Here is a 15,151-nt window from a genome sequence, read left to right on the forward strand (position 1 = left end):
GGCCCCCTGCGGTTTCGAATCAGAACTCTACCTTGACCGCCTGCGAAGCGCGGGTCGCCTTGGCCCGCGCCAGCTCGACCGACTCATCACGCGCCAGGCACACGCCCATGCGGCGGGTGCCGTTGATTTCCGGCTTGCCGAACAGGCGAATGGAGGTATCCGGCTCGCTCAGCGCTACGCCCAGGTTGGCGAAGCTTGTCTGCTGCGACTGCCCTTCTGGCAGGATCACCGCCGACGCCGACGGGCCAAACTGGCGCACCACTGGGATCGGCAGGCCGAGAATCGCACGGGCATGCAGGGCGAACTGCGACAGGTCCTGGGAAATCAGGGTGACCAGGCCGGTGTCATGCGGGCGCGGCGACACTTCGCTGAACCACACCTGGTCGCCCTTCACGAACAGTTCCACGCCAAACAGGCCACGACCGCCAAGGGCATCGGTAACAGCCTTGGCCACGCGCTGCGACTCGGCCAGCGCTTTCGGGCTCATGGCCTGCGGCTGCCACGACTCCTGATAGTCGCCCTTTTCCTGGCGGTGGCCAACCGGCTCCAGGAAGGTGGTACCGCCGACGTGGCGCACGGTCAGCAGGGTAATTTCGTATTCAAAGTCGATAAAGCCCTCGACGATCACTCGGCCCTTGCCGGCGCGGCCGCCTTCCTGGGCGTAGTCCCACGACTTCTGCAGGTCGGCGTCGCTGCGCAGCAGGCTCTGGCCTTTGCCCGACGAACTCATCACCGGCTTGACCACGCATGGGTAACCGACATCGGCCACGGCCTTGGCGTAGTCTTCATAGGTGTCGGCGAAGTGATACGGCGAGGTCGGCAGGTCCAGCTCTTCGGCGGCCAGACGGCGGATGCCTTCACGGTTCATGGTCAGCTGCGTGGCGCGGGCTGTCGGCACCACGTTGAAACCTTCGTTTTCCAGCTCGACCAGGGTGGCGGTGGCGATGGCTTCGATTTCCGGGACGATATAATGCGGCTTCTCGGCCTCGATCACCGCGCGCAGGGCAACGCCATCGAGCATGTTGACCACGTGGCTGCGGTGCGCCACTTGCATGGCCGGGGCATTGGCGTAGCGGTCGACGGCGATTACTTCGACGCCCAGGCGCTGCAGCTCGATCACCACTTCCTTGCCCAACTCGCCACAGCCGCACAGCAGTACACGGGTCGCGGTGGGCGACAAGGGGGTTCCGATACGGGTCATTTCAGGTCCTCGAAGGCGTCCGGGGCCGCGCCAGGCTGAGCGCCGCCCGCTGAAAAAGGACCACTATTCTACACCATCAACCGGCGACGGCAGCCCGTCGGGCGCGAAATGCCATGGCCAGCCACACGGCAGTGACACCGGCGAACTTCGACACCATGGCGGTGCCGATCACTGCCGGGGTCAGGGCGCCGATCATGCCGAAAAAGATGAAGGTGTCCACCGGGATGCTCAGCGCCGAGCTCAGCCACAGGCGGTCGCGCAGCGGCCGGCGGGTGATGCTGAACACCAGCCAGTCGATCAGCTCGGAAATGAAGAACGCGGTGGCGCTGGCCAGGGCGATGGCCGGTTCCGAGGTGACATAGGACAGCACCAGGGCCACCAGCATGGCAACCAGGGCGCCATGGCCGAAGCGGGTCTGCACCATGTCGCGCAGGATGAACACCAGGCCGCCCCAGGCAGACCAGATGATGTCCAGGTGCGGAGCGCTGGAAAAGGCGTAGTTGATCAGCACTACGCTGCTGATGTAGGCAATCAGATAGAACATGGCGGGTAGTCTGTGGGCAAGCCGTACAGATTACCGCTGGCGCCCTCGACAGGCAACGCCGCTCCTACAGGATGAGGCCGGCCTCTACTGCCCGTTCATGGCACAGCTTCAGCACCGCCCGCCGCTCATCGTTGTCCATCCGCCCCCAGCGGCCAATCTCCGCCACGGTACGCTGGCAGCCGGTGCAGATATCCTGCTCGTCCAGCGCACAAATGCTTACGCACGGCGAGGCTACCGGCCGCTCTACCACATTACTCATCATCAACCACCAGCTCCTGGGCATAACGCTGGGCATTGTGCACGTAATGTGCGGCACTTGCTTCAAGCATGCGCTTCTGCTGCTCGGTGAGCTCACGTACGACCTTGCCGGGCGAGCCGACCACCAGCGAACCGTCGGGGATTTCCTTGCCCTCGGCGATCAGTGCATTGGCGCCGATGATGCAGTGCTTGCCAATGCGCGCGCCGTTGAGGATCACGGCATTGATACCGACCAGGCTGTAGTCGCCCACCGTGCAGCCATGCAGCATGGCGTTGTGACCAACGGTGACGCCCTTGCCCAGGGTCAGCGGCGAGCCCATGTCGGTGTGCATCACCGTGCCATCCTGCACGTTGCTGCCTTCGCCGATATCGATCAGCTCGTTATCCCCGCGCAGCACCGCGCCAAACCACACACTGGCATTGGCCTGCAGGCGCACGTTGCCGATCAGCGTGGCGTTGGGTGCGGCCCAACTGGTGGGGTGGCTTTCGACCCGCAAGTCGCCCAGGCGGTATTTCATGCATGCTCCTCAGGCTGGAACGCAGACGGCGGGGTAGGCCCCGCTCAGTTTTCGATATAACGCTCAGGGGGCTGGTGCAGGCTGATGCCGGCATCGAACAGCACGTTGACCAGCTCGACGATCATGATCGCCGACAACCCCCAGATCTTGTATTCGCCATAGCGGTAGCTGGGCACGTACCAGCTGCGCCCCTGATAATCGATACGGTGGGTATGATCACGCGGGTCCTGGCGGAAGAATTCCAGCGGCACAGTGAATACTGCCGCGATTTCGGCATCGTTGGCGCGGTATTCGACGAAGTCGGGAATAAGCCCGACGAATGGCGTCACTTTAAGGCCATGCAGCGAAATCAGCGGGCTCAGCGGGCCTACCACTTCCACCAGCCCGGGGGGCAGGCCGATTTCTTCTTCGGCTTCACGCAGGGCGGTAAACACCAGGTCCGGGTCTTCCGGGTCGCGTCGGCCACCGGGAAAGGCCACTTCGCCACCATGGGTGGACAGGCCCTTGGCGCGCAGGGTCAGGACCAGTTCGGGCGCTTCGCTGCGGGTGATGGGCAAAAGGACCGCCGCTTCGGGGAACCGCCGGTCGGTTTCCAGTGATGCGGGTTGGTGATTGCTCATTCGGCGAAGTAGCTCGTCCAGCATTGCGCACGCTCGTATCCAAGGCCTGCCTTGCATGATGCACCAAAGCCGCGAAGCACCCAAGCCCCCGCGCTTGCGGCGGCCCTGCCGGCGCGCCAAGATAGCCTTGAACAAAAGGGAACCCCACATGAAATTCTGCAGCGCGTGCGGCCAGCCGGTCACTCAGCGGATTCCCGAGGGCGATAGCCGCCTGCGGTATGTCTGCGAGTCTTGCCAGACCATCCATTACCAGAACCCCAACATCGTCGCCGGCGTGCTACCGACCTGGGGCAGCCAGGTGCTGCTGTGCCGGCGTGCCATCGAACCACGTCGCGGCTTCTGGACCCTGCCCGCCGGCTTCATGGAGAACGGCGAAACCCTCGACCAGGCCGCCCGTCGCGAAACCGTCGAGGAAGCCTGCGCCCGGGTCGGGCCGATGAGCCTGTACCAGCTGTTCGATTTGCCGCACATCGACCAGGTGCATGTGTTCTTCCGCGCTGAGCTGGCAGACCTGGCGTTTGATGTGGGTGTCGAAAGCCTGGAAGTGCGGTTGTTCGAGCAACATGAGATACCGTGGGGCGAGCTAGCTTTCCGCACCGTCACACGCACACTAGAATGCTACTATCGCGACCGCATCGGGCAGCACTACCCCATAGGCCATGAGTACCTGCCGCCGATGAACGTCTCGACCTCGACCTCTACTTAGAAGAAGCCTTCAGGGATACCGTTACATGCGCTGGTTGCTTGCCCTTTTCTGCCTTTGCGTTACCTCGGTGTCCCAGGCGGCTTTCACCGAGACCATCATTCGCAAGCCCGTGCCGGCAGCGCAAACGCCATCGCCTTCACAGCAGGCGATGCAACCGCTGATCGACAAGGTGCTGGTGATCAAGTCCGAGCGTCGCCTGCAACTGATCAGCCGCGGCGAGCCGCTGAAAACCTACCGTATTTCCCTGGGCAAGCAACCAAAGGGCGCCAAGGAACGCGAAGGCGACAAGAAAACCCCTGAAGGCCTGTACTGGCTGGACTGGCGCAAGCAGAGCGACCGCTTCAACCTGGCCATGCACATCAACTATCCGAACGTGAGCGATGCCGCCCGCGCCACCCGCGAAGGGGTGAGTGCCGGCAGCATGATCATGATTCACGGCACGCCGATCAACGACGAGTACCCGGAGTGGTATTTCCACACCCTGGACTGGACCGATGGCTGCATTGCCATGCGTAACCGTGACATGCAGGAAGTCTGGGAACTGGTGCGCGATGGCACGTTGATCGAAATCCGGCCCTGAAGAGAAGCCGGAGTGATGGTGAAAGACAGTTGCTCCCACAGCTTACCAGCGCAGCTCGCGTTGCCCTGCCAACGCCTGCGGCCCCAGCCACTGCGCACCTCGTAACAAGGGCACCAACGCCGCCTCTGGTTGCAGCTCGAACACCACCTGGGCCCGCCGCGCTGGCAGGTCAGCATCCACGAACAGCTCATGTTGCCCCTGTTGCGCCAGTTGCCCCCGCAGGCGCCAGCCACTGCGGCAGTCCATTTCCAGCCAGCCCTGCCCCAGGCCCAGTGACCACGGTTCGCTGAGCGCCAGGTCGGTCACCGTTACACGGCCCTCGCTGCCCAGGCATTGGCGCCCTGCCCCCTGCATGCGGACTGCGCCCTGCCACAGCCCGGCCAAGCGGTAATCCGTGGCCACCGTCGCCTGGGCGCCCATCGCCGTTGCCTCCACCCGCCAGCGCCACGGCCAGCCTTCGGCGCGCAATTGCCAGGCCTGCCCCTGAAACCCCAACTGTGCAGTTGCCTGCAAGCGCCAAGGCTGCACCGACCAGCGCAGAGGCCCCACCGGCCCCAACTGTTGCGCCTGGCCCTGCCACAGGCTGCCACTGGCATCCCGCAGCGGCACACCTGCCCCGCGAGCCACCCAGGCGGCGGGTAACTCAACGAGCAGGGTCAGGCCGAAAACCAGCAGCACCCACGCCACACCTTTACGGCTCATGGCTGCACCACCAGGTCGAAGCGCAACGCCTTGCCATCCTGTTCCAGCCCCCATTGCAGCGGCGTTACGCCCTCTTCATGCAGGGACTGCAACCAGCCTTGCAGCACCCGTTCATCGGCCACCTGGCCACGCAGTTGCCAGGCCTTGCCTTGCACATCGACCTCGGCCAGTACGACCCGTCGCGCCTCGGCCGACTGCTTCAGGCGCTCCAGGCTCAAGCCCGGGCCGCCATGCAGGCTTGCGGCTTGTTCTGCCAGCCCCCGCCACTGGCTGACCTCGCGCCATTGTGCCAAGCCCTCGCGCAGGGCCAGAACAGCCAGCAGCAACGCAATCAGCAACCAGGCGAACTTCAGCCGATGACGCTGCATCCAGTCCTGGTTCATGCGGCGGCTCCCAAGTCGAACACCACTTCGCCACCTTGTACCTGTACGGCAGCACCGGCAGCGTTGGCCATGTCTTGCCAGGGTGGCGTGGCGCCGTCGCCCTCTAGCCGCAGGTGCCAGCGCTGGCCATCGAAGCGCACCGCCTGCAGGCGCCAGCCGGGGTGATCGCGCAGCCAGGCCTGCAAGGCTGCCTGCAGGTCTTCGAGCTGGCGGGTGCGTACTTGCTGCTGAAGCTCGCTTTCCCGCAGGCGTTTTAGGGCCTGCGCGGCGTGCCGTGGGCTGGCCTGCTCACCCGTCACGGCAAACACCTGGGCGCGCCAGAGTTGTGCCTGACGCCACTGCTGGTTCAACCACAGCCCACCCCAGACTGCCGCCAGTACCAGGCAGGCGGCCAACAGGCGTTGCTGCGGGCGTGAAACGATGGGCAACGAAGGTACCTTGCGAGCGCGCTCGAACAGGCCGGGCATCGCGTCGAGCGGTGCCAGCGTGCTTGGCCAGTCGCCACTCAGTGGCACGCTCTGCATGTGTGCCCAGGGTTGCTGCGGCGCTTCACCCAGTGCTTGCGGCCATGCCAGCCAATGCTCCTGCTCGTCCTCGGCCAGCCCTTTGTACAAGGACATGCCGGGCGTTCGCTGCCAATGCCAGGCACTGCCTGCCTCAGGCCTGGGCAGCAACTGCAACTCTGCCCAGCAACGTTCTACCTGCAAGCCCCATACGCCACACTGCGCGCGCCAGTCGTCCAGTTGCTGACGCGCCACCACCAGCAAGCGAAGGTGGCCGGGCTGACGGGCCAGGCAGGCGCAGGTCACCTCGTCCGGCGGTTGCAGCAAGCGGTCTTCGAGCAACAACGGCCACTCCTCACGCTTGAGCCCGGGTGGGGCAGGCACGTGGAAGACGCTACAGGCCTCGGCAGGCAGAACAAGGGCAACCCGGGCTTGCAGGTTTGCCGGTGGCTCACCCTGCCCCTGGCTTTGCACGATGCCGCCCTCGGCCAGCGCCCAGTGCCAGACAACACCCGGGCGCAGCAACAACCACGGTTGAGCAGGTGCGCCCCGTCGCCATTCAAATTTCATGAGCGCCCCCACGGGAGGGCGAAGGTGCAGACATAGGGTGCTCCATCACGCTGCAGTTCCAGACGCACGCCACGGCCGGGGTGCGCAGGTTGGTCAGAAGGCCAGGCCAGCCACTGGCCGCCCTGGTAATAAAGGACGTTCATGGCGCCAACCCGGTCGAGCCGCTCGCGCTGGACCCAGCGGGGCGTGGCGGCGGCGTACAGGTCGACCGAGCTTTCCAGCAGCAGGCGCTGCTCACGGGCCTCGAAGCGCAGCCGCTGGCGTTGCAGCCGCGAGCCACCTTCGGCTTCCGGCAGGCCGGTGGTGGCGACCCACTGTAATTGGTTGCTTGCCGGTTGCCAGTCCAGCCAGCGGCTGGCCAGGGGCAGGCGCTGGTCGTAGACGCGGCGCAGCACCGGGCTATCGAAACGCCGCTCAAGGGCCAGGCAGAAGTCCAGCACCGAGGTTTCCTGGGTGGTCACCTGCAGGCGCTCGCGCACCTTCATCCAGCCATTGACCAACGCAGCGAGCATGATGCCGAGCAGGACAGTCAGGGCCAGGGCCACCATCAGTTCGATCAAGGTCAGGCCTGCCTGGCGGCGCTTCATGTATTGATGCTCGGGTTCAATGCCTGCACAGAACCTTTGTAGGAGCAGCCTTGTGCTGCGAAGAGGCCGGAATGACTGGCAGATTTGCTGTGGCCACACTGGCCTCTTCGCAGCACGAGGCTGCTCCTACCGGGTCCGCGGAGTTGTGGCGAGCTTTTCATGGGCGCTCCAGAAACACGGTGTACTGGCCCAGCGGCAGGCGCTGGTCGTGGTCGGCGTACAATTGCAGTTCGCCACGGCGCAGGTCGCGCACGCCAGTGCGGCGCAATTGCAGTTGCCAATGACACGGCTGGCCACCCTGGCTCAGTTCACCCTTCACCTGATTGGCAGAAGGCCAGAATTGCTCGACGGCGAAACGTGTTTGCAGTTCACGGGCACACAACAGGCCAAGGCGGTGTTGTTGCAGGTTGTCCTGCACGGCCAGGCGCTGACGCAGGACCTGGCTGGTGATCACCGCCAGCACGGCGGCAATCGCCAAGGCCACAGTGACCTCCAGCAAGGTGAAGCCACGCTGACGTTGCTTCATGGCGCGACCGCCACCTGCAAGCGCCCATCGCGGCCCCACGCCCATTGCTGGCTGCCATCGGCCCAGCGCCAGCGCACGCTGCCCGGCTGTGCCCAGCCGTGCGGGGTGAACAGCAAGTGGGGCTGCGGGCTGGCGGGCCAGTCCGGGTGCAGGCCCTTGGGCCAGTCGCCAAGCCCGGCCGCCTCGACCACCCAGGCATTCCCCTCACGCCGCACGAACTCCGGGCGCTGCCCATTCCAGCGCAGCCCACGCAGTTGCCCCACATGCCGGGCCAGCGCCGCCTGGGCCCGGGTTTCGCTGGCCAGGCGTTGCAGGGCCTGATCGACACGCGCCTGGCCGCTGCCGAGCCCGGCCACTGCCAGCCCCGTCATCAGGCCGGCGATGGCCAGCACCACCAGCAACTCGACCAGGCTGAAGCCCCGCTGACGGCTCACCCTTACAGCGCCCAGTTACCCAGGTCGGCATCCTGGCCTTCACCGCCCGGCTGGCCATCGGCACCCAGCGAATACACATCCACCCGGCCATGCTCACCGGGCATGCGGTACTGGTACGGGGTGCCCCATGGGTCTTCCGGCAGGCGGCGCACATAGCCGTCACTGCGCCAGGCCCGCGGCAGCGGTTCCTGGCTCGGCTTTTTCACCAGCGCGGCCAGGCCCTGTTCAGTGCTGGGAAAGCGCAGGTTGTCCAGGCGGTACATGTCCAGCGCCTGCTCCAGGGTGGCCAGGTCGGCCATCACCTTCTGCTTCATGGCCTTGTCCTGGTTGCCCAGCACGCTGGGCGCGACCACGGCGATCAGCAGGCCGATGATGAAGATCACCACCATGATTTCCATGAGGGTGAAACCGCGCTGGCGGTTACGTTGATGCTGCATGGCAGTACTCCTTGTATTCACAGTTGCAGGCCCTGGTTGAGTTGCATGATCGGCAGCAGCACCGCCAGCACGATGAACAGCACCACGGCGCCCATCACCAGGATCATCAGGGGTTCGAACAGCGCCATGGCGGTATCCACCTGGCGGGCAAAGCCACGCTCCTGGTCGTCGGCCACGCGCTCAAGCATGTCGGCCAGGGTGCCGCTGGCCTCGCCGCTGCCGACCATGTTCACCAGCAGCGGTGGGAATTGCTGGCTGGCATCCAGCGCACGGTGCAGGCTGGTGCCGCCCTGCACTTGCTGGCGGACCTGCTCCATGGCCAGGCGGATGCGCCGGTTGCCGACCGTTTCGGTAGCTACTTGCAAGGCTTCGAGCAGGGCTACGCCACTGCCGCTGAGAATCGCCAGGCTGCGTGCCAGGCGTGCGCTTTCCAGCACCTGCAACAGGCTGCCGATACGAGGCAGGCGCAGCAGCATCTGGTCGCGGCGCAGGCACCAGTGCGGCTTGCGCAACAGCAAGGTGCCGAGCACGCCCATCAATAGCGCCAGGCCCAGCAACCAGGGCCCGGCCTGCACCAGCCCCTCGCTCAGGCCGATCAGCAACGCGGTGATCAGCGGCAGTCTTTGCTCGGCGTGGGCAAACTGTTCGGTGAGCTTGGGCACGACAAAAGTCATCAGGCCTACGACCACGGCAAGCGATACGCCCATCAGTACGGTGGGATAGATCAGCGCAGTACGCGCCTTGTGCTGTTGCCGTTGCACCTGTTCAAGGTGATCGGCCAGCCGGGTCAGCACCTGTGCCAGGCGCCCGGAGCGTTCGCCGGCCTCGACCAGCGCGCAGTACAAGCCAGTGAATGGCGCCCCCTGGCGCGCCAGGCTGCGGGCCAGGCCCAGGCCTTCGGCAAGGGAGCCACGCAGGGCCACCAGCACACTGTGCAGGGCAGGTTGACGCAACTGACGCTCAAGGGTGCCCAAGGCATCGACCAAGGGGATGCCGGCACCGGTCAATGTGGCCAGCTGACGGGTCAGTTCACACAGTTGGGCACGGCTCAAACGCTGTCGCCGGGGTTGCCGATTACTGCTGTCCTGGCGCTGCAACTGGCGGGCAAAAAGCCCCTGATCGCGCAGCAACTGACGCGCATGGCGTTCACTGTCAGCCTGCACGCTGGCCTTGCGGGTCTTGCCGGCGAGGTCGACGGCCACGTAGCGATAGGTCGGCATGGTTTAGCCCTGCACCACACGCAGTACTTCGGCCAGGCTGGTCTCGCCACGGGCCAGGCAGTCGCTGGCCATTGCGACCAGGCTCTGTCGGCGCCCGGCCAGGTACTCCTGCATGGCCTGTTCACTGGCGCCGTCATACAGCAGGCCGATCAGCCCGGCATCCAGTTCGATGAATTCGTACAGGCCCAGGCGCCCGACATACCCACTGCCCTGGCACTGCTCGCAACCCACCGCGTGGTAGCTGCTGCCCAGCGCCGTCAGTTCTGGCCACAGGTCACGCTCGGCAGCTTGCAGCGGGTGCGCCACGGCGCAACTGCACAAACGCCGCACCAGCCGCTGGGCCAGCACACCGCGCAGGCACGAGGCAATCAGGAACGGCTCGATACCCATGTCGCGCAGGCGGGTCACCGCCCCCACGGCACTGTTGGTGTGCAGGGTGGACAGCACCAGGTGCCCGGTCAGGCTGGCCTGCACGGCTATCTGCGCGGTTTCCTGGTCACGGATTTCGCCGAGCATGATCACGTCCGGGTCCTGGCGCAGGATGGCGCGCAGGCCACTGGCGAAGGTCAGCCCCGCACGCGGGTTGATGGCGGTCTGGCCGATGCCGGCGATGGCGTATTCCACCGGGTCCTCGACGGTGAGAATGTTGCGGCTGCCATCGTTGAGGCTGTTGAGGCTGGCGTACAGGGTGGTGGTTTTGCCCGAACCGGTCGGGCCGGTGGACAGCACGATACCGTTGGGCCGCGCCAGGCAACTGCGCAGGCCCTGCAACACCGCGGGCGGCATGCCCAGGTTGCCCAGCGCGAGCAAGCTGGCCTGCTTGTCGAGCACACGCATGACCACGCGCTCGCCATGGATGCCGGGCAGGGTCGAAACCCGCACATCCACCTCGCGCCCTGCCGCGCGCAGGGTAATACGGCCGTCCTGGGGCTGGCGCTTCTCGGCAATATCCAGCCGTGCCATGACCTTGATCCGCGACACCAGCATGGCCGACAGCGCACGCGGCGGGCGCAGCACTTCGCGCAGGTGGCCATCGACGCGCAGGCGGACCACCAGGCTTTGCTCGAAGGTTTCGATATGGATGTCCGAGGCGCGCAGGCGCAGCGCCTGGCCGAACAGGCCGTTGATCAGGCGAATTACCGGGGCTTCGTCATCGCTTTCCAGCAGGTCTTCGACCTGCGGCATCTCGCTCATCAGGCTGTCCAGGTCGACCTGGTCGCCAATGCCTTCGATCAGCGCTTCAGTGGCGCCATCGCCAGCCTGGTACAGCTGGCCGAGGCGCTCGTCGAACACGGCAGGTTCCAGGTATTCCAGCATGCAGGGCTGGCCATGTACCCGCAGCAGTTCCTGCAACTGGGCACTGTCGGCGTCGGGCCGCAGCCACAGCTGCCAGCCCTGTTCCGTCGTGGTCATGGCTACCCCGCTCTGGCGTGCCTGGCGATACGGCAACATCACCAGGCACCGCCTTCGAGGCGTGCGCGGCTGGAGGGGAACACCTGCAACAACGGCGTGCCCTCTGCAAGGTCCGGCAGTTGCAGCGGTGTGGTCTGCTGCAGGGTGCGGTATTTGTCTTCGCTGAGCCCGGCCAGGCTCGGCCCGTCCCGCAGGATGCGCGGGCGGATGAACACCATCAGGTTCTGCTTGGTGTTTCTGGTGGCATCGGAGCGGAACAGCCGGCCCAGGTAAGGGATATCACCGAGCAGCGGCACGCGCTGGTTGCTGGTGCTCAACTCGTCGCTGATCAGGCCGCCGAGAATGACCAGGCCATTGTCTTCGACCATGACCTTGGTCTTGATCTCGCGCTTGTTGGTGATCACGTCGCTGGCCGCGCTGGACTCGGCAATCGACGACACCTCCTGGACAATGTCCAGGCGCACGCTGTTGTCGATGTTGATCTGCGGCTTGATACGCAGCTTCACCCCGACCTCTTTGCGCTCGATGGTCTGGTACGGGTTGGCGTTGTTTTGCGTGACCGAGCCGGTAACGAAGGGCACTTCCTGGCCGACCAGGATCGACGCTTCGGCGTTGTCCAGGGTCAACAGGGTGGGCGTGGACAGCAGGTTGAAGCCGCTCTTGCCCTTCAGTGCATTGACCAGCATGGCAAAGTTGAACCCGCCGCCGAAATGGCCGATGCCCGCCGTGGCGCCGGTGGTCGCGGACAACAGGTCGCCAAGCGCCTCGTTGTCACCACTGGCAGCAGCCCCGGCGATATTGGCGATGTTCACCCCGTTGCTGCCAAAGTTGACGATGCCGGCGCCGAATTTTTCGTCGGCAAACAGCCATTGCACACCCAGCTCCTGGGCGCTGCTGTCGGACACCTCGGCGATGATGGCTTCCACCACCACCTGGGCACGCCGGATGTCCAGCTGTTCGACGATGGTGCGGTAGGCGGCCAGCTCGCTGTCGGGGCCGACCATGACTACGGCGTTGGTGCCTTCTTCGTACTCCAGGCGAATGCCGGGGCCACCGGCGGCGGCCATTACCGGCCTGTCCTTGCCCTCGCCTTCGCCCGTGCCTTCAGCCGGCGCCATGCCTTCCTGGCTCAGCCCGCGCAGCACCTTGACCACTTCACCTGCATTGGCGTGCCGCAGGTAGATGACCTGGGTACTGCCGTTGCCAGGTGCTTCCTGGGGGCGGTCAAGCTGGCGCAGCAGGCTGGCGATTCGGTCCAGGTTGCTGCGCCAGTCGGTCACCACCAACTGGTGCGCCGCCGGGTACGGTGTGATCACCCCGACCCGTGGGTCGATCAGCGGTTTGAGGATGCCCAGTACCTGCTCGCTGGCGGCGTTGCGCACGTTGAATACCCGCGTCGCCACGCTGTCACTGCCTTCGCCCTGCTGCCCACCCGCCTCCACCGGCACCGGCTCCAGGCGCGCAGCCTGGTCGGGGACGATCTTCACGCTGCCGTTGGGCAGGTCGACGGTGGCGTAGCCTTGGGCGCGCAACTGCGCCAGGAAGATGTCGTAGATGGCATCGGCGTCGTGCAGGTCGACGGTGCGCACGGTGACCTTGCCCTTGACCCGGGGGTCGACGATGAAGGTGGTGCCGGTGATGCGCGACACGCTGTCGATGAACTCGCCCAGTTCGGTGTCGACGAAGTTCACCTCGTACATCGGCGTACCATTTTCATCGAACACCGGCTCTTCGGCGCGGGCCTCAGGTAGGCCTACGGCCAGGGCCAGGCTCAGCACGGCGGCCACGCAGTATCTAACAGGCATCGTTCATCCTTGCCGCTTGAAGCCGGTCACGGCGGGGCGTGGCGGCCAGGGCAGGCGTTCACGCCGCCCCTGGTTGTTGAAAATCAGGCCATCGGTGTCGATGTCCTGCAGCACGATCCCCGGCGCCAGGCGCTGACCGCGGGCCAGGGTGCGCACCTGCTCGCCGTAGCGCAGCACCACCACACTGGAAGACAGCGGCTGCGCCCTGAGGCCGCCGAGGTAGTGCAATGGCAGGCGGGTAATGGCGATGGCACCGTCGTCGATGGGCGCTTGCCAGTGGCCGACCATCAGCCCCGGCAGCGGGTTGGCGACCGTCGCCGGCACCATGGCCGGTTGCGGCTGGCGGCTCAGTTGCAGCACGCACTGGGCGGCCAGCCAGCCGGCCAGCGTCAGGCCAGCGCCGGTGAACAAGCGCGAGGCGAGTGTCACGAGGCCAACTGCCGTGGGTGCCACCCCGGGTGCCCCTGCACGTAACGCACTTCGGGCAGTTGCAGCGGCGCCAGTTGCCAGTCGCCAGGTTGGCGGGCGAGCCAGGCTTCGACCCGTTGCCACAGGGGTTCGCCAGCCTGGCTTTCAAACTGCAGGCCGAAGGTGCGGCACAGGCCCTGCATCGGCTCCAGCCCAGTGATGCGCTTGCCTTGCGGACTGTAGCTGACACCCCAGGCCTGGCCCTGCCAGCGCGGCAGGTCCTGGCTGTTGTCGAGCAGCAGCGGATCGCCGAACAGCTGCTCTGCAGCGTTCTCCAGCACTTGTTCCACCTGCCGGGCCGGCGCTTCGACCACCGGTGCCGGGTAGCCACCGGTGAGGCTGATCAGGTGTTCACGTGTGATCGAAGCACCTGTGGGCAGCGGGTAGTCGTAACGCAGGCCCGGCAACAGCACGGGCATGCCGTTGTCATCGGCCAAGGCCTGATGCAGCAGGCGGTCCCAGCTGCCGCCACGGGTATCACGGCGCCACAAGGCCTGTGGCGCGCGGGCCAGCGGCTGGTCGAGCCATGCCGCGTGGCTGCCACGTTGCTGGTGCAGCTGTGCCTGCAATGCCCCGACACGTAGCTGCGCGGCTGGCGCCAGTTGCTGTGCAAAGGCCGGGAAGAAACGCCCGTCGAACTGCCACAGCCCGGCCACGCGCTGGCAGCGCAGGCGGAAGGCACCGCTGCCCCGGCAACCGGCAAACAGCACCGGCACACGCCGACCACTGGCCTGGGTTACCTCGACGGGCGCCGGCCACAGGTCCTGGCCACGGGCGCACAACAGCACATCGATTTGCGGCACCCGCTCGGCCAGCCACAGCCCGGGGCCGGTGCCGACATCGGCCATGGCCACCACCAGGTCGGCCTCGCGCCGGGCCTGCTCGAACACCGGCTGCAGCGACTGGTACCACAGTTTGAGGGAGGCTTTCTGGTCCTGGGCATAGGGGTCGGTAACACCGACCACGGCAATCCGTGCACCGCCGCGCTCGAAGACGTGCAAGGCTTCAAGGCCCAGGGCTTTGCGTTGCGCGTCCGCCAGGCCTGCGCCGAGGGTAACGGCGCCAGCCTGGCGATACAGCCCGGTACTGCGTTGTGGCCACAGCACACGCTCGTCACTGCTGACCCGCGCTTCGGTGCCCAGCAGTTGACTGCCCTGCACCCCGCTTTCGCCTTGGGTCAGGTAGGCCAGGCCACTGCCGTTCCAGCCTTGGCCATTCTCCAGGGTCAGGCTGTTGCCTGCGCCGGCCTCGCCGCGCAGTTGCTCCAGCAGTGCCGCCAGCACCGCATAGCCGCCCAGCTGCGCGGCGGCTGCCTGGCTGGCATCGAGCAGCGGTGCCAGTTGCGGGTAGGCAAGGCTGGCGCTGCTGCCGGTCATCCACGGCGCGCGGCCCAAGTGGCTGACCGGCCCCAGGCGGGTCGCTGGCACCACGGCCTGGCCGGGTTGGCGGGCATCGAGCGTATCGGCCACGTACAACAGGTCGAGCCGGGCGTTGCCGCCCTGCTGCCTTGGGAAGGCAGAACAGGCGCCGAGCAGCGGTGCCAATGCCCCGACACCCATCCAGCCGATCACTTCGCGCCTGTGCACACTGCTCGCCATCGCACCCGCCGTCCTTTTCCACATTCATTCAGGGCCCCGGATGTTGCGGCGTTGGCATTACAGTTTGATGGCAGAAAT

At 65.9% G+C, this 15,151-nt stretch carries 19 protein-coding genes; 2 read left to right on the top strand and 17 right to left on the bottom strand.

The features are described 5' to 3' along the window. Positions 1 to 19: 19 nt before the first annotated feature. The 5 genes from purT to ACN6NG_RS23875 all read right to left on the bottom strand — a co-directional run bounded on the left by purT (position 20) and on the right by ACN6NG_RS23875 (position 3,165). The gene (gene purT, locus ACN6NG_RS23855; RefSeq protein WP_474316557.1) at positions 20 to 1,201 is read right to left on the bottom strand and encodes a formate-dependent phosphoribosylglycinamide formyltransferase; all 1,182 of its coding nucleotides are present in this window, start codon (positions 1,199 to 1,201) and stop codon (positions 20 to 22) included. A 76-nt stretch (positions 1,202 to 1,277) separates the two neighbouring features. Further along, complete coding sequence (locus ACN6NG_RS23860; protein WP_474316559.1) at positions 1,278 to 1,745, bottom strand: VUT family protein; 468 nt, start codon at positions 1,743 to 1,745, stop codon at positions 1,278 to 1,280. Positions 1,746 to 1,809: 64 nt separating this feature from the next. Then, complete coding sequence (locus tag ACN6NG_RS23865) at positions 1,810 to 2,007, bottom strand: DUF1289 domain-containing protein (RefSeq protein ID WP_016501238.1); 198 nt, start codon at positions 2,005 to 2,007, stop codon at positions 1,810 to 1,812. Then, positions 1,997 to 2,521: a gamma carbonic anhydrase family protein gene (locus ACN6NG_RS23870; RefSeq protein WP_016501239.1), complete on the bottom strand. Its 525-nt coding sequence runs from the start codon at positions 2,519 to 2,521 to the stop codon at positions 1,997 to 1,999. The genes ACN6NG_RS23865 and ACN6NG_RS23870 overlap by 11 nt, the downstream gene beginning before the upstream one ends. Positions 2,522 to 2,565: 44 nt before the next feature. Beyond that, positions 2,566 to 3,165 carry a CoA pyrophosphatase gene (locus ACN6NG_RS23875; RefSeq protein ID WP_019470343.1) on the bottom strand — a complete coding sequence of 200 codons (600 nt, stop codon included), beginning with the start codon at positions 3,163 to 3,165 and terminating at the stop codon, positions 2,566 to 2,568. A 124-nt stretch (positions 3,166 to 3,289) separates the two neighbouring features. Between ACN6NG_RS23875 and ACN6NG_RS23880 the strand changes: the two genes are divergently transcribed. Both ACN6NG_RS23880 and ACN6NG_RS23885 read left to right on the top strand, forming a co-directional pair. Next, on the top strand, positions 3,290 to 3,847 hold the full coding sequence (locus ACN6NG_RS23880) for an NUDIX hydrolase (RefSeq protein WP_016501241.1): 558 nt from the start codon (positions 3,290 to 3,292) through the stop codon (positions 3,845 to 3,847). A 25-nt stretch (positions 3,848 to 3,872) separates the two neighbouring features. Next, a complete protein-coding gene (locus ACN6NG_RS23885) occupies positions 3,873 to 4,427 on the top strand; it encodes a L,D-transpeptidase family protein (RefSeq protein WP_016501242.1) in 555 nt (184 codons plus the stop codon). Positions 4,428 to 4,469: 42 nt separating this feature from the next. Here the strand turns inward: ACN6NG_RS23885 and ACN6NG_RS23890 are convergent, their stop codons facing one another. The 12 genes from ACN6NG_RS23890 to ACN6NG_RS23945 all read right to left on the bottom strand — a co-directional run bounded on the left by ACN6NG_RS23890 (position 4,470) and on the right by ACN6NG_RS23945 (position 15,073). Further along, positions 4,470 to 5,129 (bottom strand): hypothetical protein, encoded by a 660-nt coding sequence (locus ACN6NG_RS23890; RefSeq protein ID WP_474316565.1) that lies wholly within the window; start codon positions 5,127 to 5,129, stop codon positions 4,470 to 4,472. Next, on the bottom strand, positions 5,126 to 5,512 hold the full coding sequence (gene gspM / locus ACN6NG_RS23895) for a type II secretion system protein GspM (protein WP_016501244.1): 387 nt from the start codon (positions 5,510 to 5,512) through the stop codon (positions 5,126 to 5,128). Before gspM ends, ACN6NG_RS23890 begins: the two co-directional genes overlap by 4 nt. Next, positions 5,509 to 6,585, bottom strand: a complete 1,077-nt coding sequence (gene gspL / locus ACN6NG_RS23900) for a type II secretion system protein GspL (RefSeq protein ID WP_353455760.1) — start codon at positions 6,583 to 6,585, stop codon at positions 5,509 to 5,511. Before gspL ends, gspM begins: the two co-directional genes overlap by 4 nt. Further along, the gene (locus ACN6NG_RS23905) at positions 6,582 to 7,172 is read right to left on the bottom strand and encodes a prepilin-type N-terminal cleavage/methylation domain-containing protein (RefSeq protein ID WP_049275605.1); all 591 of its coding nucleotides are present in this window, start codon (positions 7,170 to 7,172) and stop codon (positions 6,582 to 6,584) included. Before ACN6NG_RS23905 ends, gspL begins: the two co-directional genes overlap by 4 nt. A 157-nt stretch (positions 7,173 to 7,329) precedes the next feature. Continuing rightward, entirely contained in the window at positions 7,330 to 7,698 is a 369-nt protein-coding gene (locus ACN6NG_RS23910) for a type II secretion system protein GspI (protein WP_353455762.1), read from the bottom strand. Further along, positions 7,695 to 8,132, bottom strand: coding sequence for a type II secretion system minor pseudopilin GspH (gspH, locus tag ACN6NG_RS23915; protein ID WP_063426485.1), 438 nt, complete (start codon positions 8,130 to 8,132; stop codon positions 7,695 to 7,697). Before gspH ends, ACN6NG_RS23910 begins: the two co-directional genes overlap by 4 nt. A gap of 2 nt (positions 8,133 to 8,134) precedes the next feature. Then, positions 8,135 to 8,569, bottom strand: coding sequence for a type II secretion system major pseudopilin GspG (gene gspG, locus ACN6NG_RS23920; protein WP_016501249.1), 435 nt, complete (start codon positions 8,567 to 8,569; stop codon positions 8,135 to 8,137). Positions 8,570 to 8,586: 17 nt separating this feature from the next. Next, positions 8,587 to 9,789: a type II secretion system inner membrane protein GspF gene (gene gspF, locus ACN6NG_RS23925; RefSeq protein WP_474316570.1), complete on the bottom strand. Its 1,203-nt coding sequence runs from the start codon at positions 9,787 to 9,789 to the stop codon at positions 8,587 to 8,589. A gap of 3 nt (positions 9,790 to 9,792) precedes the next feature. Continuing rightward, positions 9,793 to 11,241 (bottom strand): GspE/PulE family protein, encoded by a 1,449-nt coding sequence (locus tag ACN6NG_RS23930; RefSeq protein ID WP_474316571.1) that lies wholly within the window; start codon positions 11,239 to 11,241, stop codon positions 9,793 to 9,795. Further along, positions 11,241 to 13,007, bottom strand: a complete 1,767-nt coding sequence (gspD, locus tag ACN6NG_RS23935) for a type II secretion system secretin GspD (protein WP_474316574.1) — start codon at positions 13,005 to 13,007, stop codon at positions 11,241 to 11,243. Before gspD ends, ACN6NG_RS23930 begins: the two co-directional genes overlap by 1 nt. 3 nt (positions 13,008 to 13,010) lie before the next feature. Then, a complete protein-coding gene (locus ACN6NG_RS23940) occupies positions 13,011 to 13,436 on the bottom strand; it encodes a type II secretion system protein XcpP (protein WP_016501253.1) in 426 nt (141 codons plus the stop codon). Continuing rightward, positions 13,433 to 15,073 (bottom strand): bifunctional UDP-sugar hydrolase/5'-nucleotidase, encoded by a 1,641-nt coding sequence (locus ACN6NG_RS23945; protein ID WP_474316578.1) that lies wholly within the window; start codon positions 15,071 to 15,073, stop codon positions 13,433 to 13,435. Before ACN6NG_RS23945 ends, ACN6NG_RS23940 begins: the two co-directional genes overlap by 4 nt. Positions 15,074 to 15,151 lie beyond the last annotated feature (78 nt).

Source organism: Pseudomonas sp. TSO6 (assembly GCF_056098905.1).